The organism is Paraburkholderia rhynchosiae, from assembly GCF_002879865.1.
GTDB lineage: Bacteria > Pseudomonadota > Gammaproteobacteria > Burkholderiales > Burkholderiaceae > Paraburkholderia > Paraburkholderia rhynchosiae.
Genome location: NZ_PNXY01000001.1, coordinates 291,863 through 314,698, shown reverse-complemented (window position 1 = coordinate 314,698; position 22,836 = coordinate 291,863). Strand labels below are relative to the sequence as shown.

At 59.7% G+C, this 22,836-nt stretch carries 18 protein-coding genes and 2 pseudogenes; 7 read left to right on the top strand and 13 right to left on the bottom strand.

Annotated features, from left to right (window positions below; translation table 11 throughout):
• Positions 1-395 precede the first annotated feature (395 nt).
• Positions 396-1,691, top strand: a complete 1,296-nt coding sequence (locus C0Z16_RS01415) for a polyhydroxyalkanoate depolymerase (RefSeq protein WP_102630446.1) — start codon at positions 396-398, stop codon at positions 1,689-1,691.
• A 110-nt stretch (positions 1,692-1,801) separates the two neighbouring features.
• On the opposite strand, the gene C0Z16_RS01410 is transcribed toward C0Z16_RS01415, so the two are convergent.
• The 8 genes and pseudogenes from C0Z16_RS01410 to C0Z16_RS01375 all read right to left on the bottom strand — a co-directional run bounded on the left by C0Z16_RS01410 (position 1,802) and on the right by C0Z16_RS01375 (position 11,656).
• Complete coding sequence (locus tag C0Z16_RS01410; RefSeq protein WP_102630445.1) at positions 1,802-2,836, bottom strand: response regulator; 1,035 nt, start codon at positions 2,834-2,836, stop codon at positions 1,802-1,804.
• A 211-nt stretch (positions 2,837-3,047) separates the two neighbouring features.
• Positions 3,048-3,419, bottom strand: a pseudogene (locus C0Z16_RS01405) (response regulator); the annotation flags it as partial.
• Positions 3,420-3,426: 7 nt separating this feature from the next.
• The gene (locus tag C0Z16_RS01400) at positions 3,427-4,764 is read right to left on the bottom strand and encodes a sensor histidine kinase (RefSeq protein WP_102630444.1); all 1,338 of its coding nucleotides are present in this window, start codon (positions 4,762-4,764) and stop codon (positions 3,427-3,429) included.
• A gap of 1 nt (position 4,765) precedes the next feature.
• Complete coding sequence (locus C0Z16_RS01395) at positions 4,766-6,172, bottom strand: class I SAM-dependent methyltransferase (protein WP_102630443.1); 1,407 nt, start codon at positions 6,170-6,172, stop codon at positions 4,766-4,768.
• A 796-nt stretch (positions 6,173-6,968) separates the two neighbouring features.
• Positions 6,969-7,613 (bottom strand): hypothetical protein, encoded by a 645-nt coding sequence (locus C0Z16_RS01390; RefSeq protein WP_102630442.1) that lies wholly within the window; start codon positions 7,611-7,613, stop codon positions 6,969-6,971.
• Positions 7,614-7,790: 177 nt separating this feature from the next.
• On the bottom strand, positions 7,791-8,447 hold the full coding sequence (betI, locus tag C0Z16_RS01385) for a transcriptional regulator BetI (protein ID WP_102630441.1): 657 nt from the start codon (positions 8,445-8,447) through the stop codon (positions 7,791-7,793).
• Between the two features lie 809 nt (positions 8,448-9,256).
• Positions 9,257-10,441 carry a M24 family metallopeptidase gene (locus C0Z16_RS01380; protein WP_279635046.1) on the bottom strand — a complete coding sequence of 395 codons (1,185 nt, stop codon included), beginning with the start codon at positions 10,439-10,441 and terminating at the stop codon, positions 9,257-9,259.
• A gap of 291 nt (positions 10,442-10,732) precedes the next feature.
• Positions 10,733-11,656: a LysR substrate-binding domain-containing protein gene (locus C0Z16_RS01375; protein WP_102630439.1), complete on the bottom strand. Its 924-nt coding sequence runs from the start codon at positions 11,654-11,656 to the stop codon at positions 10,733-10,735.
• 269 nt (positions 11,657-11,925) lie between these two features.
• Between C0Z16_RS01375 and C0Z16_RS01370 the strand changes: the two genes are divergently transcribed.
• Complete coding sequence (locus C0Z16_RS01370) at positions 11,926-13,188, top strand: aromatic ring-hydroxylating oxygenase subunit alpha (protein ID WP_102630627.1); 1,263 nt, start codon at positions 11,926-11,928, stop codon at positions 13,186-13,188.
• 7 nt (positions 13,189-13,195) lie between these two features.
• Complete coding sequence (locus C0Z16_RS01365) at positions 13,196-14,335, top strand: hybrid-cluster NAD(P)-dependent oxidoreductase (protein WP_102630438.1); 1,140 nt, start codon at positions 13,196-13,198, stop codon at positions 14,333-14,335.
• Positions 14,336-14,640: 305 nt separating this feature from the next.
• Here C0Z16_RS01365 and C0Z16_RS01360 read toward each other — a convergent pair whose 3' ends face one another.
• From C0Z16_RS01360 to C0Z16_RS01350, 3 genes and pseudogenes are all read right to left on the bottom strand, one after another.
• On the bottom strand, positions 14,641-15,045 hold the full coding sequence (locus tag C0Z16_RS01360) for a DUF2471 domain-containing protein (protein WP_102630437.1): 405 nt from the start codon (positions 15,043-15,045) through the stop codon (positions 14,641-14,643).
• 246 nt (positions 15,046-15,291) lie between these two features.
• Positions 15,292-15,410, bottom strand: a pseudogene (locus C0Z16_RS01355) (IS5/IS1182 family transposase); the annotation flags it as partial.
• Positions 15,398-16,030, bottom strand: a complete 633-nt coding sequence (locus C0Z16_RS01350) for a TetR/AcrR family transcriptional regulator (protein WP_102630436.1) — start codon at positions 16,028-16,030, stop codon at positions 15,398-15,400. The pseudogene C0Z16_RS01355 and the gene C0Z16_RS01350, both read right to left, overlap by 13 nt.
• 286 nt (positions 16,031-16,316) lie before the next feature.
• On the opposite strand from C0Z16_RS01350, the gene C0Z16_RS01345 reads away from it, so the two are divergent.
• The 4 genes from C0Z16_RS01345 to groL all read left to right on the top strand — a co-directional run bounded on the left by C0Z16_RS01345 (position 16,317) and on the right by groL (position 20,646).
• Entirely contained in the window at positions 16,317-17,210 is an 894-nt protein-coding gene (locus tag C0Z16_RS01345; RefSeq protein ID WP_102630435.1) for an NAD(P)/FAD-dependent oxidoreductase, read from the top strand.
• A gap of 95 nt (positions 17,211-17,305) precedes the next feature.
• The gene (locus C0Z16_RS01340; protein ID WP_102630434.1) at positions 17,306-18,169 is read left to right on the top strand and encodes a class I SAM-dependent methyltransferase; all 864 of its coding nucleotides are present in this window, start codon (positions 17,306-17,308) and stop codon (positions 18,167-18,169) included.
• A gap of 493 nt (positions 18,170-18,662) precedes the next feature.
• Positions 18,663-18,953: a co-chaperone GroES gene (locus tag C0Z16_RS01335; protein WP_102630433.1), complete on the top strand. Its 291-nt coding sequence runs from the start codon at positions 18,663-18,665 to the stop codon at positions 18,951-18,953.
• Positions 18,954-19,005: 52 nt separating this feature from the next.
• A complete protein-coding gene (gene groL, locus C0Z16_RS01330) occupies positions 19,006-20,646 on the top strand; it encodes a chaperonin GroEL (RefSeq protein WP_102630432.1) in 1,641 nt (546 codons plus the stop codon).
• A 252-nt stretch (positions 20,647-20,898) separates the two neighbouring features.
• On the opposite strand, the gene cysC is transcribed toward groL, so the two are convergent.
• Both cysC and C0Z16_RS01320 read right to left on the bottom strand, forming a co-directional pair.
• Positions 20,899-21,513 (bottom strand): adenylyl-sulfate kinase, encoded by a 615-nt coding sequence (gene cysC / locus C0Z16_RS01325; protein ID WP_102630431.1) that lies wholly within the window; start codon positions 21,511-21,513, stop codon positions 20,899-20,901.
• A gap of 20 nt (positions 21,514-21,533) precedes the next feature.
• Positions 21,534-22,745: a sulfotransferase family 2 domain-containing protein gene (locus tag C0Z16_RS01320; protein ID WP_102630626.1), complete on the bottom strand. Its 1,212-nt coding sequence runs from the start codon at positions 22,743-22,745 to the stop codon at positions 21,534-21,536.
• Between the last annotated feature and the right edge of the window lie 91 nt (positions 22,746-22,836).

Sequence of the window (22,836 nt, the reverse complement as noted above, 5' to 3'; positions counted from 1 at the left end):
AGGCGACGCCATTGAAAGCGCCTCAGGCATGGGTATTCAGCGTCGACAGGAGGACGGAGGAGATCACCCGCTCAATGCGCCGCTGCGCTCGCTGCCGCCGCGTTCGCCTTGCCCGGTTTCGTCACCCAGATCAAGGGCAGTGTTTCAATTGCTGCACTGGGGAATTCCTTACAGAGTAATCATTCTTTCCGTACACCAATATCAGCGCTTCCCCGTCAAAACTATTGGCAAGCTCGACTACGATTAGCGTTCGCCGCGCTCGAGCGCAGCACGTCGTGCGGGCGACCACTCGGACTCCGATGAACGCGGCGCAACTGCTGAACACGTTGGCCAGCTGACCCCAGACAAGGGCATCAAATCCACGTGACGACATGATTCAATCCTCTGGGCTATGCATGTTCTACGAGTTGCACGAATGGCAAAACGCGGTCTGGGCACCGTTGCTTCCCTGGCTTCAAACCACCGCCCACCTCCTTAAGCCGGGCGAGAACGCCCGGCACACCACACCCTCGAACATGTTCGCCGCCGGCTGCGAACTGCTGGTACGGCTATGCAAGCGCTACCCCAAGCCTCAGTTCGGTCTGACGGAAACCGCGATCGATGGCGAGCAGGTCGCGGTGACGGAAACCGTGGCCCTGGAGAAGGCGTTCTGCCGCCTGCTTCGCTTCGAACGCGCGATACAGTGCGCGCAGCCGGTCGTCCTGATCGTCGCGCCACTATCGGGGCATCACGCCACCCTGTTGCGCGACACGGTCCGGACGATGCTGCCGGATTTCAACGTCTATATCACTGACTGGCTCGATGCCCGGCAGGTGCCGCTCGCTGAGGGAACCTTCGGTCTTGACGACTACGTCGCCTATGTCCGCGAGTTCATCGACTTTCTGGGTCCGGAAGTTCATGTCGTGTCGGTGTGCCAGTCGACCGTCCCGGTGCTCGGAGCCGTCGCACTAATGGCGGACCAGGGCCAGCATACGCCGAGGAGCATGACCCTGATGGGCGGCCCGATCGACGCGCGCCGCAGTCCGACCGCAGTCAATGATCTGGCTGTGAGCAAACCGCTCGACTGGTTCACGCGCACCCTGATCGACACGGTGCCGCACCCGCACGCCGGCGCTGGTCGCCGCGTGTATCCGGGCTTCCGCCAGCACACCGCGTTCGTGGCTATGAATCCCGATCGCCATCTGGAAGCGCACCTGAACTACTATTTCGACGTGTCCGCGGGCAACGCCGCGGCGGCGGCCACCCATCGGCGTTTCTACGACGAGTACAACGCCGTGCTCGACATGGCCGCCGACTATTATCTCGAGACCGTGCGCGTAGTTTTCCAGGAATATTGCCTGGCCCGCGGCACGTGGTCAGTGCGCGGCGAACAGGTGCGTCCGCATACCATCCATAGCACGGCCTTGATCACGATCGAAGGGGAGCGGGACGATATTTGCGGGCCCGGCCAGACCCACGCCGCACACGATCTCTGCGCGGCTATCGACACGTCGCGCAAGCATCGGATCACCGTCGCGGGATGCGGCCACTACGGTATCTTCTCGGGCACCAGTTGGCGCAAGCAGATCTACCCACAACTTCGTGACCTGATCTACCAGTATGAGTCGGTCCCCGGGCACGGCGAGGTTGCCCGACCGCACCAGCAACGCGACGCTGCCGCAATGGCCGTGTTAGCGGACAGTTTAGGATGAGTCGACCCCCTCCCGGCCGCTCAACACTCGCCTAGCCCGACGTTTTTCTCCACGTGCAGCGGTCATTCGCCCTGTGGCCTTACGACCCGATCACCGCCTGTTGCGTCCTTTCAAGCGCGGATTGTTCCATTCGCCTGGTCGAACACCGGCTCCAGGAAACGCTCGATCCACACTGCCAGGCGGTCGGCCGCAAAACTGGCAGCCCGTGTACCGGGTCGGCAGACGATGGTGTCGCCTTCACGCACAAACTGCAGGGCGCCGCCGGCTTCTTCCAGCCACAGTAGGCAGGCCAGCCAGGCAGCGTGCTCGGCCGATACGGCCTGACCCACCGGGCGGGTGAGGAACTCGCTCAGCGTGGTCGGCGAAGTCCAGATCAGCGCATCGCCACCGCCGCGTACCATGGCGCCGAGGGCTTCACTGAAGACCTGCACCGCGTCGGCAACGCTGCGCCCTGCATTGTGCGCACGCAGCTCCATCAAGCGCGTGCTGACCGCGTGGCCGAAGCTGCCGCTGCATTCACTCTCGGCAAGCACCACGTCGGCGTAGTCCATCCGCTGCCAGTCCGGCTCCGCATTGCGCGTACCCGCCAGTTCGGTGCCGGCAAGATAGGTTTCCACCGGCTGAAAACGGCCCGGGCCGACCAGGCTGGCGCAGAGCGTGTGAACCGTCCCGATGCGGGTGGCCACCGTCTGCGTCTGCAGCACGCCAAGCTTCTCGCGCACGAGTTGGTCGCGTTCCTTGCGCAGTCCCGACAGCTCCAGCGCCTGCTTCATCTCCATGCGTAGCGCGGTGATGTCCCACGGCTTCTTGATGTAGCGATGGATCTGGCCTTGATTGACGGCCTCGACGGTCTGGTCCAGCTCCGAATAGGCCGTCGTCAGAATCCGGACGATATGGGGATAGCGATCTCGCGCATAGCGCAGAAGTTCGTTGCCATGTTCGCCCGGCATGCGCTGGTCGGACACCAGCACGGCCAGGCTGGAAGCGTGGGCATCCAGCATTGCCTTGCCGTCCTCCACGGAGGCGCCCGTCACCACCGGCGCGATCGCGCCGATGGCGCGCTCGAAGTATTTGACCGCGGTGGCTTCGTCATCAACGAACAGAATCGCCGGGGGCGGTGTCTGGTTGGCAATCGTGTTGCTCATTGGTAACTCCTGTGCATTCGACCCTTCAAATTTGGAAATTCCAGCGTCACCGTCGTGCCGGCGCCGCACGGGGATGCGATCCGGATACCCCCGAAGGACTGCATGACGCGGTAGCAGAAAATCATGCCGAAGCCGCTTACGCCGGCGTTCGCGATAGCTGGCTCCACCAGCAAGCGGTGCATCACCTCGGGCGCGATACCGCGGCTGTCGTCGCTGATGCCAGCACCTCGCGGACCGTGCCCACGCCTAGCGGTTTCTCCAGGATTCGGAACACCTCGCCAAAATTGGCCGCTCCCAGCAGCGCGTTGTTATCCGTGTAGGCTGTCACCAGGATTCGCACGAGATGCGGATACTCCTGAGCAACCTGCCGCAGCAGGTCGTCGCCGTGCCGGCCCGGCATGCGGAAGTCGGTCACGAGGACCGCCACCCGTGCGTCGCGGCGCAGAATCGACATGGCCTCGTCCGCGCCGCTGGCGAGCAGCACCTCATAGTCACTGCCGGCCGCGCGCGCAAAGTATTTGCGGGCCAACTCCTCATCGTCGACATAGAGGATCGTCTGCCGCGCTTGCTGCGTATCTCTCATCTCGACGTCACTCCGCACGCGGCAGATCGAAGTTGAACGCGGTCCACTCGCCCAACTGGCTTTCCGCGAACAGTGTGCCGCCGTGCCGCTCCACCACCGCATAGCTGATCGAGAGGCCAAGGCCCAAGCCCTGGCCGACTTCGCGGGTAGTGAAGAACGGTTCGAACACTCGCGCCAGATTCTCCGCGGCGATCCCCGGGCCGTTGTCGCGCACATTCACGTGCAACCGGTCGTCGTGCCATTGCGCCGTGACATGGACCCGCGGCGATACGGTGCCGGCCTTGTGCATGGCCAGAGCGGCATTCGAGAACAGGTTGATGAGCACGCCGATGATGGCGGCTTCGTCGCCCAGCACAAGGGTGTCGCCGGGCAGCTCGCGCGTGACGCTCACGCCGCGCAGCTCATGTGCGCTCAGCCGTATCGACGAGTCGAGGGCCTTCTCGAACAGGAACGGCACGTCGTCTGCCGCCGCGCCGGGCTTGCGGTAGGCGAAGGTCTTCAGGTCCGACACGATATGCTGGATGCGTTGCATGCCTTGCTTGACATCCATCAGGCACTCCATCAGCGACGGGCTGTCTTTGGCCTGCGGTTCCTCCATGGCTATTTCGATGGCCATCAGGCAAAAGTTCACCGGGTTGTTGACCTCGTGAAGCAGCCCCGCGGACAACGTACCGATTGCCGCCATCTTCTCCTGCTGCAGCAACTGGCCCTTGATCTGCGCCAGGCTTTCATTGGTACGGGCGAGCTGGTCGTTTTTGTGCGCCACCTCATCCTTTAACCGGAACAGCTGGAAACGGCCCTTCTCGTTGAAGTACGTGTAAATGGAGCTGGCCAACGCGCAGAAGAAGATCAGGATCAGCTGGAACAGAAACTTGCTTGAGTTCTGTATGCCGCCCGGATGGACCACGCAGGCGATGTAGTAGAACCCCACCGTGGCCAGGCCGAATGCCAGCGTCTGCCAATAGCCGGCCGGGAACAGGATGCCGACCGCAAAAATTGTCAGCATCAGCCCGGCATAGAACAGCGACTGCTCGCCCTGCGTGGCATAAATCATCCAGGAGATCATTGCCTGCGGCAACAGCAGCCAGACGAAGGTGATGACCTGCACGTGGCGTTTGCCGGTTTCCGTGTAAAACGAGAGCAATGCCAGGCCGATAATTGCGCTCGTCAGCAGCCGAACGATGGCAAAGCGCGCCTGCTCGGCGGGATACACGACATAGTCCAGTGCCACGCCCATCAGCACCAGCACGATCACGGTCAGGCCGCCGGCCTTGCTGCACAGCAACCGGTAGTCGCGCAACTCTTCACGATAGTTCGACTGTAGTCCAGCCAGGGATGTTGTCATCTCAGGCGACTTGTTGCTGGCCGATCATCACCTCGGCAAACACATTAACCCCGGTCGAGTCCGTGTACAGACGGGGCTCGCCGCAGTTCTCCGGCATGATTTCGGCCATCTGTGCCTCGTTGCGATAGATCAGGTACCACTCCAGCACGTGCTCCATGCTGAAGCGCTCCGGGTTGTCGGCGTGGACATTGGTTACCAGCAGGCGGCCGCCCGGTCTGGTACGGCTGGCGAAATGCTGGTTCAGCCGGGCACAGACCTTATCTGACAGATAGTCGAACAGGCCAGCGCAATAGACCGCGTCGAACTCGCGCACGTCCGATGCGTGCGCATCTATCCGGCGCTTGAGCAGGTGGTGGACCGAATCATGCGTATAGCTAATGGTCATGCGCTTCGCCATTTGCTGCGCGATGGACGCGAGGCGCTCGCGCGTCCAGTCCAGTGTCTCCTGGCTGAAGTCGAGCAGTTCGAATGTCAGCCACTCCGGTTCGTCGTATTCGTGAATGAAACGCTGGATCTCCTGAGCGGGGCCGCAACCCACGTTCAGCACCCGGAACGGCCGCTTGGCGGCGCGCGCTTCATTGGCGAGCCGGGTCAGGTAGTCCACCAGCAGATCGACGCGATTGCGGTGCGCGCGTGCGACGGCCGTCTGCAGGAAGGCCGCGTTGACGATCTGGAAATACGTGCTCGGGCCCTGGCGAGGATCGTCGAGCATCTGGTTGACCATCTGATAGTCGCCGGCATAGCCCAGCGGCTTCGTGAAGGTGCGGAACACGAACGGCGAGCGCAGCAGCAGTGGATGTAGCGCGGCCTGCGCAAAGGCACGGTGTGCCGGCGCCAGTTCTTCATCGACCAACCGCGCTTCGCCTTCGAACTCGTCGAAGTAGAGCTTGGTCTTTTCCATCAGAGGCGATGCCAGCTCAAGGAAGAAGTCCTCGCGCAGGCTTTTGCCTTCCTTCGGCATGGTGTCGGCCAAATCTGCCTGCTCGACCCAGCGCGACATGTCTGAGAGAAAAGCCCGGATCTGGTTGACCGCGATCTGGTAGTCACGGCGGATCTGGAAACGCCCGGCCCAGTCCTGCACGAAGCGGCGGGCTTCTTCCCCCACCGCGCGCGCTTCGAGCCCGCCGCCACTCAGTTCCAGCCACTCGGCGATCAGCGTCACCGAGACAATGGCTGTCAGACCGGTATTGACCATACTGATTACGACCGCCTTGCCCGAATAGGCGTGTTCCACGCCCATCTTGACCGACAGGTCGCTCAGCACCTCACTGACCTGGACAATCGAGTAGGGGTTATAGACCTCCATCACCAGGGAATTTCGCTGGAGATTGATGATCGTGCCTCGCACCTGCTCGCCCTGCGAGTTGCGGAAGCTCACTACCGGATCGATTTGCGTTTTGGAATACACAGTATTGCGGCTAGGTAAGTACCACGGCAGGTTGGTTTGAAATCTGTGCGACACCCAGGGCAGCAGGTCGGCCAGTTTAGCGTCGCTGGCTTCCTGGGTCCTGCTGACGAAGTGTCGCTATCGGTATTTCCGTTGTCGCCGCGGCAACCCGTTCTTTGCTGGCGGCGTCCCACTTCCTATCGAGCTGGATCGGCAAGACAAGTTATGCACTCGACTCATCTGCGTGACCTCGCGGCAGCACGCGGGCTAATGGCACCACCATCTTAGCGAAATTCGCCTTTGCGATTGCAGCATTCTACTGATAAAAAAGAATGCTGTCGTCTCACGCTGATTTCGTCAGTGAAACTACGCGAGGCACGCGATGAACGGCGCCAAAAGACGGCGGGGACTTCCCCGCTGAGTGCATAAAAAACCCGACCTTTTGCGCAAATGCTTGGGACGTGATCAAGCAGTTAAAGGCAAGTCAATAGAGCGAGAACCAAGTGAGTGGGACACACTTCTTTATGCGACGCGGAATGAGGATTGGCCGGGATCAGTGAACGGTTCCCCAAAACGCCGGAGATTTCGATCTCCTCCCCGAACATCGGATGCCGGCGCTTTGTTCATCGAAGTCGAGCGCGCCGTTCGTCGTTCGCCGGAAACGCGAGAGCGTGGGCTTCGACGCAAATGCAGGCTGGCGTAAGGGCTCGCAAACTGCACATCGGTTTATAGCCTTCATGCATAGTGCTTTCCTTAGCCAATTTTCACGTCCGTTAAACCCGCTGCCTTAGACGCGGCAACAGCCCCAAAAAACAACTCACTTTCCGATGTTGTCCTCGCAATCCTCCCAGTACCGAAGCGGGTCGCGATGTTGCGGATAGTGCGAATTGAGCCATGCCGACAGCTTGCTCCAATCTGGATGGTTGGTACCCGTTTGGGCGGACCAGGTGGACGATCTCTCCAGAATCTGACCGTTCGCGCGATCACGGACAAGCAAGCTGCCCAGTCCGCTCGAGCTGTTCGCCTGTGACTCAATCAGATAGCGCGGCAGGATCCTGAGTTCAGCATCCTCGGCCCAGCCGTATAAGGCGCGGACCACGCCGGAGGGATCTCGCAACTCTATGGGTCCGCTTTCCGGCCGAACGGCTGTCCATCCTTCAGGAAACTCCGTGACAATCTCTCTTTTCTCTTCTCTCACCCACTTCAGGCGCCATGCCCTGGCCATCGACTCGCGCATGCGAGATACCGACTCGTAGCCAGCAGGCAGCTCGATCGCCATCGGAAGGGAAATGAGGTTGTCTTTCCAGAGTCTGGTTTCGTCGTCGACGCGCTTGACCACGTCGAACACCCCTGCTTCGAATGGGTTCTCGGGCCGGCTTGATGCGCTCACCTTCCCGGCAGGCAGCCCCTCGAAAAGGCGCTCAGCATCATGGCGCGTAAGTTTCGTCTTTCCTTTTTTCATCGGTTTCTCTAACGTGCGCAGCGTTGGTCGCGCGACAAGCGGTCGGTTTGGCTTCCCTTGGAGATCCGGCATCAAGCGCACGCGCAATGAGAGCGACGACGGTGGCGAACGCCTCATTATCAACGCAGAACTGCGCGCAGAGCGGGGAGGGTGCCACGCTCGACAAAACGGCGCTCACTAATGCGCCGAAGCCGATCGCCTCATGTTCGACTTCCAGACCCAATGAGTTGCGTTGTCGATCATGCCATGAAAAATTCCAATGACTTCATCCATCGAGATGCTGGCAGCGACTTTGTGCTCGATCCATAAACCGTGCACAAGCGCCATGGCCTGGATTGCGTGTATCCGGGCCATAGCCGGATCACACCCGGCCTGCTTCAGATCGAACAGGAAGTTGGACCGCAGCCGGCGCGAAAATGCAGCGCACAACCTCTGCACTTCCGCTTCGTGCGCGGACGAACTCCACATATGCGGCCACACGTTCGCGGCGCCCGGACTCATGACTTCATGGTTAAAGCACATGTCGGCCGTGAATTTCATGCGCTCGACAGGATCGGCGATGCCCCGGCGGCCGCTCGTCAACTGTTCGCGCATGCGTCGGATGAGATACATGAACGTCTTGTACACGAGATTGCTTTTATTTTCGAAGTGGTGGTGCACGAGGCCGACCGACACGCCCGCATAGTCGCTGACCTTGCGAATCGTGAGGTTTTCCAGCCCGACATCCCCGACCACCGCCAGCGTGGCGTCGAGCAGTCTCGCTCGCATTCCCTCATATTGCCCTCCGGCTTCCTTCCGGGAGTTGGCTGCTGCGACCTCAGACGCGATTTGCATTTAAAGATCCTGAATTTCTGTCCACGAGCGTTCCGGAGCGTGGCTTGAAAGAGCCAACCGATCTGTTCTGCGGACCATGTTACTCGGAGCGGTGAGATTGAACAAACGTTTACGCGGCTCGACAACGCAGACGAAGGGTGCTGAACACCTGTTCACTCATTCAATGAGAGCGCAACTCCTAAAAAAAGCAATTCATGCGCGGAACGAGGGAAATCCCTTGGCGCCGTTGCGATAAAAAATTATTTGTAAGGCGTTTCAGGCTTCGTGATGGTAGGGAAAACGCCGAATGAGTTGAACGTCTGTTCAGATTAACATGCTGTCTCAACGAAGCGGAGCCAACTCGAACTGATCAACTGTTCAGCGAACCGGCGACGGACGGCACAGCCCAGCGGCCAGGCATTGCAGCAGGCGAGAGGGTAGGCGCTCCAGCCCAAAATCATGCGAAGTCAAAAATAAGGACAGCTAATGGTAAAGGCAGTCAACGTGCTGATGGGCTCATGGCGCCGGGAGGCGTCTAAAACAGAGTAAGCGGAGGGAAATGCCCGGGTGTTTTTGGGGCTGCTGCGCGTCACCCCGCTGTGACCATACGTAGACCACGTGCGCCTGTGGCGCGTGAGTACGGTCCAGCGCGCTTTGAAGATGATCTGGACGGCTTTGCAAAGGGGCGGCTTGCGGAGTCCGGCGTGCGCGTCCTGGCAGCCATATCAAGGTTCATGAGGTAGACGTACCTGCGAACGTGATGGATCGCGTGCGGGCGTACATCAAATAGGCGCAGGCGGCCATTGCCGTGTGCCTGCACATTCCAACGGTCAAAGCCAGTCGGTCTCAAACTGGAACGTCGATAGCGGCGTGCAGCCATGGTCGGTGAGTAGCACCTGCTGCTCGAGCTTCACTCCTTCCTTCCCGCTTTCATCGCCGATATAACTTTCGATACAGAGAGTCATTCCGGCTTCGAACATGCCGTCATAGCCCCGGTCCTGGAAGTACGAGATGGACGGATACTCGTCGACCATGCCGATGCCGTGTGCGAGGCAGCTGTACCGGTTTTTGAAGAACGTGTCCGGCATTGCCCAGCTTCGTTCGGCGAATTTATTGAACGTCATGCCGGGCTTGATGAGTGCCATGTTGGTATGCAACTGCTCGTAGGCTGCCGCGTAAAGCCGCCGCTGATCATCGGTCGGTCGGACGTGGCCGACCGTCCAGGTTCGCGAGATGTCCGCACAGTATCCAAAGGGGCCAACCAGATCTGTGTCGAACGCAATCAGTTCGCCTTTCTGCATTAACCTCGGGCCGCACTCCTGCATCCACGGATTCGTACGGCTGCCCGACGCCAGCAGCCGAGTCTCGATCCACTCGCCGCCGAGTTTGATGTTTTCGAAGTGCAGATGCGCCCACAGTTCCTGTTCACTCATGCCTGGCCGCAAAGCTTCGTGCATTCGCTGGATGCCTTGTTCGCAAACGTCGATCGCCGCTTTCATCACCACGAGTTCGTCGTCGGACTTGATGGTCCGAGCCTGACCATCCACAACGCTGATACCTTCCTCGCCGAGCGCATGCAAACCTACTGGATCAAGTCGATCGACTGCGATCCGCCGTTCCGATGGAGCGTGTTGACGCAGCAGATCTGCAATTTCGCGCGCCCACTGCTTTGCCTTCTCTGCGGCTTCGGGTCCAGCATTGAAATAGTTCCAGCACACCGCGCTGCGGATTTCCGCATCGACCGGCACGTCGTTCCAGACATGCTCGCAGTTGTGAAATTCGAATCCGATCACTGGTCCATCAGCAAACACGAGAATGTAACGCGTGGGATTGCGGCCCGTCCAGATTTGCATGTTGGACGTGTCTGTCGCGTACCGGATATTCACAGGGTCGTACATGACGATTGCCGGTACGCGACTCTTTCTGAGCTGGCGACGCACGCGCTCCAACCGATAGTGACGGACCCGATCAAGCAGCCCTGGTGGCAGGCAGCCTGGAACAGCGGACTCGGGCATCGCGGCGTGAAGCGAGGAAATCCCCGGCATAAATTGTTCTCCTGTTGTGATCCGTGGGGCGATCGAGTCATGGCGCAGCGAGCCGGAAACTCATTGAATGTGCGAGGGCGGGGCGATCAGCTGCGTTGCGGCTCTGGTTTTGAATGAACCGGTTGGACCGGCGCCGGCATGCTTGTCCAAGGCAGTATCGGAACGACGAAAAAGTCGGTCAACGGCCTTTATTTTCCTTCTCGCATGACTTTAAGTTATCCAAGGAGTGCCGCGTGCACGCCTTGGGAATTCAGCGCTCCGTTAGCGAACGGCCAGGTCTCCGCGGAGCCAGTCGATCAGCTGCGTGATCACGGGCGAGATGGTCCGGCCGTGTGGCACAACCACAAAGTAAGAATCGGCTGGCTTGAAGGTGGCAACGTCGAGTCGAACAAGCTCCCCCGATGCCAACAGGTCTTCTACTAGTCGGCTCCATCCAAGTGCAATACCTTGTCCATACCTGGCCGCTTGCACGGCGTCGGTGTAAAGGCTGCAGCGAAGAACCTTGTTGAGGCGCGAAGGACGGTGGCCGACCGCACGGAACCACTCTGTCCAGTCCATCCAGCCCTCTGTTGTCGAGTCAGACTCGACGAGCGCCATGCTGGCAAGCTGCTCGAGTGACTCCGGCGCATCGTTCTCGTTAAGGAATGCGGGGGAGCAAACCGGAAAGATCTCGACGTCGAAGAGCAGTGTCGAGGTCCCGTCCGACCATTGCCCGTCTCCATAACGTACGGCAACGTCGACTTCGACATGGCGCAAGTCCGCAGTGAACATCTGCGTTGTCAGGCGCAGTTGAAGTGGCGGCTTCAGCTTTTTTAGATTGGCCAGTCGTGGAAGAAGCCGGAACTGCGAAAAAGCTGCGGTTGATGCCAGCACCAGTTCGCGCTGCTCGCCTGTTGCGAGGCGATCGAATACGCCGGCGATCTTCTGCATGGATTCCGCAACGACAAGATACAAGGCCTCGCCCTCGGCGGTCAGCTCAATGGAACGATGCCCACGATGGAACAGACGCACGTCCAGCGTTTCTTCCAGGAACCTGATCTGACGACTGACAGCCGATTGGGTAACGCCAAGTTCAGCCGCGGCAAGCGTGAAACTGCCCAGCCGAGCCACCGCCTCGAACTCCACCAAAGCCGTAAGCGACGGAACAATTCTGCGGTAGCCCTTCGTTCCTCTGGAACTTTTCATCCTATGTCTCTGCTCGATGCTGTAGTCGTTAGAAGGTGGGCATCTGCAAGGTTTAGACAGGCCCCAAGTGACAGGTACTCCCGTGCAGCGAAGCCAGGGTTTACAGGTGTTCCCGGGCTTCACCGAGCACGTCGCCGAGCTTGATTTTCGCATGACTTAAAGGAATGCGAGGAGACAAATAAAGCGCATTGACGGTGCATATTGGCGATCCAATACTCAATGCCATGCTGCACGAAACGCTGCGGCGCATACCCACGAAGAGACCGACCATGTCATCCGCAATCAAGATCAAAACTCATCGCGAACTGCTCGACAGCCGGCAACCGGGACACGGCATGCCAGGGGAGTTGTTCGGCCGCCAGGACGTGTTCGAGACCGATGTCGAGGTCTTCTTTCACAAGCTCTGGATTCTTGTCGGCGTGACGGCCGATGTGCCCGAGCCGGGCGACGTTCATACGGTCGACATTGGCAAGGCATCGATCATTATCGTTCGCGACGACGACGAGAACATTCGCGCCTATCGGAACGTGTGCCGCCATCGTGGCTCGCGCATCATGAAGAAAGCGGGCAAGGCAACCGTCGGCATGCTCGTGTGTCCGTATCACCAATGGACGTACGATCTCGACGGAAGCCTGCGCCACAGTTCGCACATGGGTAAAGATTTCGATCCGGGTTGTCACAGCCTTATTCCGGTTCATCTGAAGACCGTTGGAGCGCACGTCTTCGTTTGCCTCGCCGATGAACCGCCGGAGGATTTCTCGAAGCTGGAAACGGTCATGGCGCCGCGCTTCGCTCCATACGATCTCACGCGCACAAAGGTCGCGCATGAACTGGAGATCGTCGAAAACGGCAATTGGAAGCTCGTGATGGAAAACAACCGCGAGTGCTATCACTGCGCGGGCACGCATCCCGAACTCGTCAATTCCTTCCAGGCGGAAGATTTCGGTTTCTGTCCTGACGGGCAGGGCGAGGACGCGCTGAATGCTTACAACGACTACGTGAAGCGCAACGCGGCCACTCAGGAAGCCTGGGAAAAAGACGGTTGGATCTGCGAGCGGTTCGAGTCGGTGGATGAAAGCGTTCATACGAACTTCCGTACGCAGCGGCTGGTGATTGCCGGAGCGAACGAGTCGCAAACAATGGACACGCAAGTGGCCTGCACGAAGTTGCTGGGCAACGTTTCCCGTCGGGACCTCGGCGACGTGCACATGTGGGGTCACCACTCGTGGACGCATGTGATGAGCGATCATGCTGTGATCGCCTACGTCGTGCCCCTTGCGCCTGATAAGACGCTGGTTCGCACCGTATGGCTCGTTCACGAAGACGCGGTTGAGGGTGTCGATTACGACCTGCAAAAGTTGACCGAAGTCTGGAATGCCACGACTAATCAGGATGCCGAACTTGTTGCGAACGCTCATAGCGGAACGCAGGATCCGGCTTACCGGCCTGGGCCGTTCTCGCAGTTCACTGAAGCGCCGCTGGACGAGTTCTCGCGCTGGTACGACGCACGCCTGAAACAGAGCGGGGTCTGAGAACGATATGGACATCGCCGTCGATACTTGCGTCCTTGAACAGGGATCGGAACTGGCAGACCGCTTCACTCGTGCCTCGACATGGGAACGTGCGGATGCGCAGTGGCCAAGCCACGAGCAACGAACGCTCGTTTGCTGCCGCGTGCTCGCCGAGACGCACGACGTCCGCACATTCGTATTCGCAGCCGAACAGGGAAAACCGTTCACTTTTGAACCGGGGCAGTTCGTGACGGTCACCGCGGAGATCGAAGGAAAGCCGGTCAGTCGCTGCTACACCATATCGTCGCCGCCAACCCGTCCTTACACGCTCTCGATAACTGTCAAACGGGCGCCGGGTGGCGTCATGTCGAACTGGCTGCATGACAACATGACCGAAGGCAGCACGCTGTCGGCTTACGGGCCGTCTGGCATCTTCACGCCTTCGGCCGGGCCATCGGAAAAAGCGCTGTATCTGTCGGCTGGCTCCGGCGTCACGCCGCTGATGTCGATGACGCGTGCCGCGTTCGATCTCGGACAGGATCGCGATATCGTCTTTGTTCATAGTGCCAGGACGCCCGAGGACATTATCTTTGCCAAAGAGCTTGCCGCGCTCGAACAGGTGTCGAGGACGCTCCGCGTGATCCACATCTGCGAAGCGCAGAGCGAAAAAGGCGACTGGCAAGGTCCCTTGGGACGACTCAGCCTCGATCTGTTGAAGGAGTGTGTGCCCGACTATCAGGAACGGGAGGTCTTTACTTGCGGTCCGGCGGGTTACATGGAAGCTGTCAGAAAAACACTCCTCGACGGAAATCACAACCCCTCGCGGTATCACCAGGAAAGCTTCAATTTCGCAGAGACCGTCGAAGTTGTGGAAGCAGCGCCAGAGGAAACGGCTAGCGCTCAACCCTGTTTCACTGTGCGTCTGGCACGTTCCGGCAAGACATTCACGGTGGACGCATCGCAGACCGTGCTAGCTGCCGCGCGCAAGGCGGGCGTGCCGTTGCCTTCATCCTGCAGCCAGGGCATATGCGGGACCTGCAAAACCACGCTGCTCGAGGGAACCGTTGAGATGAAGCACAACGGAGGGATTCGCCCGCGTGAGATCGACAGGGGTCTTCGATTGATGTGCTGCAGCAAGCCTACGTCGGATATCGTGCTCGATATGTAGCGGTAGCGGCGAACAGTCCGGCACCTTCTGAAAGCATGAAAGCCAACCAACACTTCCGCCTTACCGCTCGCTAGGGTTTTCCCTGCCAGGACGATCGCGCAGCCAATTTCGGTGCGCCGATTGTCGAGATTCACTTAACTTTGAACTGATCATGTCGCGTATATAAGGCTTTCGGAGCGTGCTGCTCAGCCAACTCTGAACCCGCGGTTCACTTAAGTTTGAACTATCTGGAGTTTGATTCGCTTAACTTTGAACTTTCTTAAGCGCGTCCAAAACTATGACGGCCAGCGGCCGGTATCAGCGCATTAATCGTGAAGGGCCACATCGGTAGCGTCGGCCTGTACCAGTGCGCGCACGAGCAGGTACACAGCAGGTAAGTCGTCGTCGTCGCGTTGCCAGTCGACGGTTTCATCGAGATCCATCCCCGACAAACGACTGTCCTCAAACCGGACGAATGTCGAGCGTACGGTCTCGTTGTGCCTCGACCGGAAGCCTCGATTGTCAAAGACCTGTTCATCGATTGTCAGCAGCGTGCGCCAAGTCGGCAATTGCGCACCACTTGAGTAACGGTGACGGCCACTGTCGAGATAACGACCCGCGACCGTAGCAATGATCTGCTGGAGGTCGAGCGACGCGCTGCGGAGTGCGCGTTCGAGGGCGACAGGATTGATGTCGTGGACATCCGTATCAAAATCAGCATCGCTATTCATATAGTTATCTTCCTGAAACTCGCGGTAACTCGGAGCATTAAATTTGATGCATCAACAGCACTTGGTTTCGCTGGGCCAACAACTGGCGGATTTGGGCCAGGTAGTTATCGCCGACCGTGCAGTCTTCAACAGGCCGGCAATGTTGAAGAGGCGTTGGTGGAAGTACGCTGAGATAGCGGCACACCACGGACGTTCGGCATAAGGAAGGCGCCGATTGCCTGCCCGCGCGGGCGGCTTTTGCGCTCGTGCAGCGGCCTCGCGCATCAGTCGTTCGCGCGTCATCCACAGATTGCTTGGAGCGAACAGCGTGTGCAACTCTGCGGCTTCTTCATCAAGCCGCGATAGCGCACCTTTAGATGCCACCGTGCGCGGCGATGAACATGGCGACGGCCGACCGGCAATAGGATTCGATTTCGTTGTCATCCTCTGCTCTCGCCTCATCGAAGCGTGCGACAAGCAGAAGATCGGATCCTTTGAAAAGCGCGGCAAACAAGCGGGCGGATCGGAGAGCATCGGGTACGTTCAGAATCGCTTTCGCGTGCAACTGACGCAACACGGCCTCGATTTGGGCGATGACATGGGCCGGCCCGGCTTCGTAATGGAGCTTGCTTAACGACTTTTGATTCGTCTTGTCGGCCAAAACCATGGCTTCGACACTGCGGACGTCCGGGCTCAACAGCGTGCGAAGCAGGGATGATCCCACCGCCATGAGCTGATCTTCGGCTGAACCGACGACGCTTTCAGAAAGGGCCTGGGGTGCAAATTGATGGCAGTGGGCCACCATGGCCGCGCTGAACAGCGCCTCCTTGTTCTCGAAGTGCCGATAGATGCTGAGCTTGGATATCTTCGCCCGCTGCGCGACCTTGTCCATGGTCGTCGCTTGAAAACCCAATTCCACAAAGAGTTCGCAGGCGGCGTCGACGATCGTTTGGCGAAGCGCCTCGTTGGCGGGCCGGCCGCGCCGGCTCTGGCTGTTTTCGGTCACGACAATTCCAGTACTTGACAGTATTCAAATTCTTGCACTACGATACCACGCAGTATTTTAAATATGCAAGCCAAGGACAGGTTTTCAACCAGTTGCCCGAATCAGGTTTCCCCGGAGCGCCTGGCGATATCGAATGCGGGATTGTGGGGCCGATCAATACAGCCATCAGCAACTTTCTCCCCAATGCCGAAGCCCTACTCGCTGACCGTCTCAAGCGCGTATCGCTGGACGATATTGCACACCACGCCCAGCCCACCCCGCCAATCACAACACGGAGCCCATCACCATGGATGACGTCATCATCATCGGCGGCAGCTTTGCCGGCCTCGCCGCCGCCCTGCAGCTCGGCCGTGCCCGCCGCAAGGTCACGGTTCTCGATACCGGCCGGCCGCGCAACCGCTTTGCAGGCCACTCGCATGGCTTGCTCGGCCACGATCACAAGTCACCGCTGGACATCCTGGTCGAGGCGCGGCAGCAGTTGACGCGCTATCCAACGATCAGGCTGGTCAATGCCCGGGCCGAGAGCGTGTCTGGCGCCATCGACGATTTCTGCGTCGTCACTGACGATAACGAAAGCCTGAGGGCGCACCGCCTGATCCTGAGCTATGGCGTCGCCGACCAGATGCCTGATGTTCCGGGCTTTGCCGAAAGCTGGGGCACGTCCATCGTGCCCTGCCCCTATTGCGACGGCTTTGAAGTCGCCGGCCAGCATTGGGGCCTCGTCTGGTCCAGCCCGCAGTCGCACCAGTCTGTCAGGCTGTTCCGCGATTGGACGGACAAGCTGACTGTCTTCGCCGATGGTCATGACATTGCGCCCGACATCCAAGTCGATCTGGCGCGTCGCAACATACCTGTCGTCGATGGCCGGATCGTCGAGATCGCCCATCACAAGGGCCATATCAACACCGTCAATCTCGATACCCGCCGCAATGTCGCGGTCGACGTCCTGTTCGCCCATCCGCGCAACAAGCCGTCCGCACGCCTGCATGAATCACTGGGCCTCGCCACGGTCGATACGCCCACCGGCATCGTCCTCAAAGTCGACGAGCGCCGCCAAACCAGCATGCCCGGCATCTACGCCGCTGGCGACCTCGCCACGCCCTTCTTGCCCTCGGTCACCCAGGCTTCATCGCAGGGCGCGATGGCGGGTATCTTCGCCCAGCAGTCGATGGTGGTTTGAGAGCACAGATCCCTGCTCTTGTTGCGTCGCCGCCTTCGAAAAGGTTGGCGTAAATCGACGCGGCGAAAGGCGGATCGTCGAGTCAAGGAGATGACATGGCAAAGCAAAGTGCTGATCAGGTGGGTGACTGGAATGGTCAAAGCGGGGAGCGCTGGGTCGCCAACCAGGCCCGGCTCGACGCTCTGGTGGCGGTGTTCGGCCAGGCCGCGATCGAAGCCGCCGCGCCCGCGACGGGTGAGCGCGTGCTGGACATCGGCTGCGGCGCGGGTGCGTCAAGTCTGGCTCTGGCCGCTCGCGTCGGCGCGGGGGGCCAAGTGCTGGGCGTGGACATATCCGAACCGCTGATCAATCGAGCGCGCGCGCTTGCGCGCCACGATACGCCGGCCCTGTTTCAGGTGGCCGACGCCAGCAGCGCAGAGCTGCCCGAAGGCGCGTTCGACATTCTGTTCTCGCGTTTCGGCGTGATGTTTTTCCCCGATCCGACAGCGGCGTTCGCCCATATGCGACGCGCGCTCCGGCCGGGCGGCCGGGTCGCTTTCGTCTGCTGGCGCGGTGCGGCCGAGAACGATTGGATGCGACTGCCGGTGGGCGTGCTCAAGGACATCGTCCCACCGAGCGCGCTCCCCAATCCCGAAGCGCCCGGCCCGTTTTCGTTCGGCGACCGGGAGCACGTGGCGCGCATCCTGACGGCGGCCGGTTTCACCGAAATCGTTATCTCGCCCTTCGACGCGGCCGTCCCATTCGGCGAGGGCGAAACGCGGGACGCGGCGATCGACGACGCAGTGAGGATGACGCTTGAGGTCGGCCCGCTGTCGCGTGCGCTCGCTGGTCAGCCCGACGACATCCGCGCCCGTGCCTCCGGCGCAGTTCGTGCCGCCTTCGCGAGCCTCCCCGGCGAGGGGTCGGTGATGATCAACGGCGCGGCATGGGTCGTCATGGCACGAAATCCGGCAAGCTGACAGGGATCAACAGGGGATATGCCTCCGCTCGGTGGAACAGGGCGTCTTTGGCCGGCCAGATTGATGTCCCTTCTGGCCGCTGAACGAGCGCTCGCCTTGCGACAATCAGATGGCCGGTTGTGAAGCAGAGCCGACGCCTGAGCGGCCTTCCGGCGGCGCATGTGACCGGCAGTTTGTGGCCGGATTGAGCCGGCTGCAGGCCCCGCCGTTCAGTCCACAGTTCCCTCTTCACGCCAAAGGGCGCTTCCGGCGCCCCCCGCCGCTCGCCGCAACACTCGATGCGCCTGGCCGGCCTCGCGAAGTTCAAACTTAAGCGAACAAAGTTCAAAGTTGAGTGAATCTCGACAACACCCGTCGCATCCCTTCTTGAATTTGTCACCACGCGTCCATATAATTAGCACTCGCTGCACGAGAGTGCTAACAACTTCGCCGGTTGGCTCGGTCAGCCGGGTTTTCCAAGCGTTCTTCAGTCTCAATCAAGAGAGGAGTATGTATGAACCTTCGTCCTTTGCATGATCGCGTGATCGTCAAGCGTCTGGATCAAGAAACCAAGACCGCGTCGGGCATCGTGATCCCCGAAGCCGCAGCAGAGAAGCCGGATCAGGGCGAAATCCTGGCGATTGGCCCGGGCAAGCGTGACGACAAGGGCGCACAAATCGCGCTCGACGTGAAAGTGGGTGACCGCGTGCTGTTCGGCAAGTATGCAGGCCAGACCGTCAAGGTCGACGGCAACGAACTGCTCGTGATGCGCGAAGAAGACATCATGGCCGTGGTGCAGAAGTAAGCGCTGGTCGCTACTTCCCCGGTTATATCCAAAGAATTCAAGGAGTTAGAAGATGGCAGCTAAAGACGTCGTATTCGGTGATTCCGCCCGTGCCAAGATGGTTGAAGGCGTGAACATCCTCGCGAACGCTGTGAAGGTCACGCTCGGTCCGAAGGGCCGCAACGTTGTCCTGGAACGCAGCTTCGGCGGCCCGACGGTCACCAAGGACGGTGTGTCGGTCGCAAAAGAGATCGAACTGAAAGACAAGCTCCAGAACATGGGCGCGCAAATGGTCAAGGAAGTGGCTTCCAAGACCAGCGACAACGCAGGTGACGGCACCACGACCGCAACGGTCCTGGCTCAGTCGATCGTCCGCGAAGGCATGAAGTACGTTGCATCGGGCATGAACCCGATGGACCTGAAGCGCGGTATCGACAAGGCAGTGACGGCCGCTATCGAAGAACTGCGCAAGATCAGCAAGCCGTGCACGACCAACAAGGAAATCGCACAAGTCGGCGCGATTTCGGCAAACAGCGACTCGTCGATCGGCGATCGTATCGCTGAAGCCATGGACAAGGTCGGCAAGGAAGGCGTCATCACCGTCGAAGACGGCAAGTCGCTGCAAGACGAGCTGGACGTCGTCGAAGGTATGCAATTCGACCGCGGCTACCTGTCGCCGTACTTCATCAACAACCCGGACAAGCAGGTTGCCGTGCTCGAAAACCCGTTCGTGCTGCTGCACGACAAGAAGGTTTCGAACATCCGCGATCTGCTGCCGGTACTGGAACAAGTCGCCAAGGCTGGCCGTCCGCTGCTGATCATCGCAGAAGACGTCGAAGGCGAAGCACTGGCAACGCTGGTGGTGAACAACATCCGCGGCATCCTGAAGACGGTTGCCGTGAAGGCTCCGGGCTTTGGCGATCGCCGTAAGGCCATGCTGGAAGATATCGCGATCCTGACCGGCGGCCAGGTCATCGCTGAAGAAACCGGCCTGACGCTCGAAAAGGCAACGCTGGCAGAACTGGGCCAGGCGAAGCGCATCGAAGTGGGCAAGGAAAACACGACGATCATCGACGGCGCTGGCGAAGCTGCAAACATCGAAGCGCGTGTGAAGCAGGTCCGCACGCAAATCGAAGAAGCTACGTCGGACTACGACCGTGAAAAGCTGCAAGAACGCGTTGCCAAGCTGGCAGGCGGCGTTGCAGTGATCAAGGTCGGTGCTGCGACCGAAGTCGAAATGAAGGAAAAGAAGGCACGTGTCGAAGACGCACTGCACGCAACGCGCGCAGCTGTGGAAGAAGGCATCGTTGCTGGCGGGGGCGTTGCGCTGATCCGCGCACGTACGGCGATCGCCGGCCTGAAGGGCGCTAACGCCGATCAGGACGCAGGTATCAAGATCGTTCTGCGCGCAATGGAAGAGCCGCTGCGCCAGATCGTCACGAACGGTGGCGAAGAAGCCAGCGTCGTCGTGGCGGCAGTTGCTGCAGGCCAGGGCAACTACGGCTACAACGCAGCAACCGGCGAATACGTCGACCTGGTTGACGCAGGTGTCGTGGACCCGACGAAGGTCACGCGCACGGCACTGCAAAACGCAGCATCGGTAGCAGGTCTCCTGCTCACGACCGACGCAGCTGTTTGCGAACTGCCGAAGGAAGATGCACCGATGGGCGGCGGTATGCCGGGCGGCATGGGCGGCATGGGTATGGACATGTAATTCATGTCTGCCCCAGTCGGACCTCGTCCAGAGGTTCAGCCGGGAGCCCATGAAGAAGCGCGCCGCGAGGCGTGCTTCGCAAAGAAAAAACCTGCAGAAATGCAGGTTTTTTCGTTTTGTTTCTCGTTCGGTTCTCGTTCGGTTCTCGTTCGGTTCTCGTTCGGTTCTCGTTCGGTTCTCGTTCGGTTCTCGTTCGGTTCTCGTTTGTGGCAGCGGAAAGAAGCGCTCGAATTTCGTGTTTGTTGCCTATGCCTATGCCGGCAGTGCCAGACAGTTCTCGCGCAAGTGCGCGAAGATACCCGCTACGCTTTCGCTCAGCGTCAAGCTTGCGGTGTCGATCTCCAGTTCCGGATCGAGCGGCGCTTCATAGGGCGCCGAAATGCCGGTGAACGAAGGGATCTTTCCGGCCAGCGCTTTCGCGTAAAGACCTTTGGGGTCGCGCCGCGCACATGTGTCGACCGATGCCGACAGATACGTCTCGATGAAATTGCCGGCGCCAATGATGTGGCGCGCCATGGCGCGGTCCGCCCGCATCGGCGAGATGAGCGCCGTGATGACGATGAGGCCGGCGTCGTTCATCAGCTGAGCGACATGCGCGACTCTGCGGATATTTTCATGACGGTCCTGCTGGTTAAAGCCAAGGTCGCGGCCCAAGCCGTGGCGAACGTTGTCGCCATCGAGTACATAGCAGGCCTGACCCAGCGACACGAGTTGCCGCTCGAGTTCGAACGCAATGGTCGATTTTCCCGCTGCCGACAGTCCCGTGAGCCAGATCGTGACCGGCTTCTGACGGAGCATCCGCATTCTGTCCTTGAGCGTGATCGCGCCGTGGAAGCGTTGCACTGGACCGCGGGCCTGTTGTTGCATTGTGATGTTTCCTCGAGGACTTAAACGCAGTGCCAACCTTGCCGCCAGACGCCCGCGTTATGCAGGCGCTCGGCGGAATTGGCGACAGCGACATGGAATCCGTCCGGCGCGCCCGGCGGCAACGCTATCGAAAAGCCGGCGTGGGCGCTCGGATAGCCCGCGTTTGCCACGTCCGGGCGATGCTCGCCGCTCAAGCCGCTCGCGATCACTTCCCTGCCGATGCGCACGTCGAGTAGTACCTTTTCTTCCGGATGACTGAGGTTGACGGCCCACCCCGACACGACGCCGTCGCGGACCGAGTCGACAAATCCGTCGTACATGTCGGCGAGCGATTGGGTTTCGTTTTCGGCGGACTGCAGATACTCGTCGATCGGCGCGAGGTCGAATCGGCCGATTACGCCAAGCACTTTCGCGAGAAACGCCTCGTCGAACCCGAACACCACCGAACGGTGGATGTACGGATTCTCGAGCTGGTTTATTTCTGCCTGAATGACCTTGACCAGTTCGAGGGCCTTTGTGAAAACGCTGCCCGACTCCTGCGCATCGCTTTCAATCTGGCGCTTGGCGTGCTCGAAAATCCGGTAATCGAGACGATTGTCTTCGACGAATTTCTGTCTTGCCGTTTCGCTTAACTGACCGATGTCTTTCGATGAGCCGCTTGTGATGTTCGTCTCAAAGTAGAACGGTAATTTCAACCCGGTCTTTCCGCAAAGACGCAGTAGAAATTCGCTCATGTTTTCACAAACGCCGACCGCGCTGAAATGATGCCGAAGATTGGCTTGCGCAACTTCGAGGCTAAGCGCCTGGGGCGCCGAATGGCCGCTCAGCATCTGCGCGAAGATGTTCTTGCCGCCCAGAGACTCGCTCACCCACTCGTCGAGCGAAAGCGTGCCGCGCAGCACGAGTGCCTCGGTCGCGGACACGCTCGCGCCGCGTGCCACCTCGCCGTTTTTGCCGTTCAACGCGTAACGGTAATGCGATATTTGCCGCGCGAGCGGATCGCGCAGAATGGTGCAATAGGCGAGCGGAGCTTTGAGACTTCTATGAATGCCGTACGATTGATGACCGCCGCCGATATGCGTTTCCAACAATCTGGCGCGACACCTGTCCCAGCCTTCTCTGTCCCATTCGAAGTTGACGAATTGATCTTTGCCTTTGTTCAGATCGAAGAAAGAGATCACCGTCGACCCTCCGCTTTTGGGAGGGTGAATGAAAAACGTAGGCGCGAGCATATAACGATATGACAATTTACGGTTTGTAAGTGTAACGCGCGTCCTTTCGCGTCGTTGTAACGTTTGATTACACACCCGGAAGACACGCCTA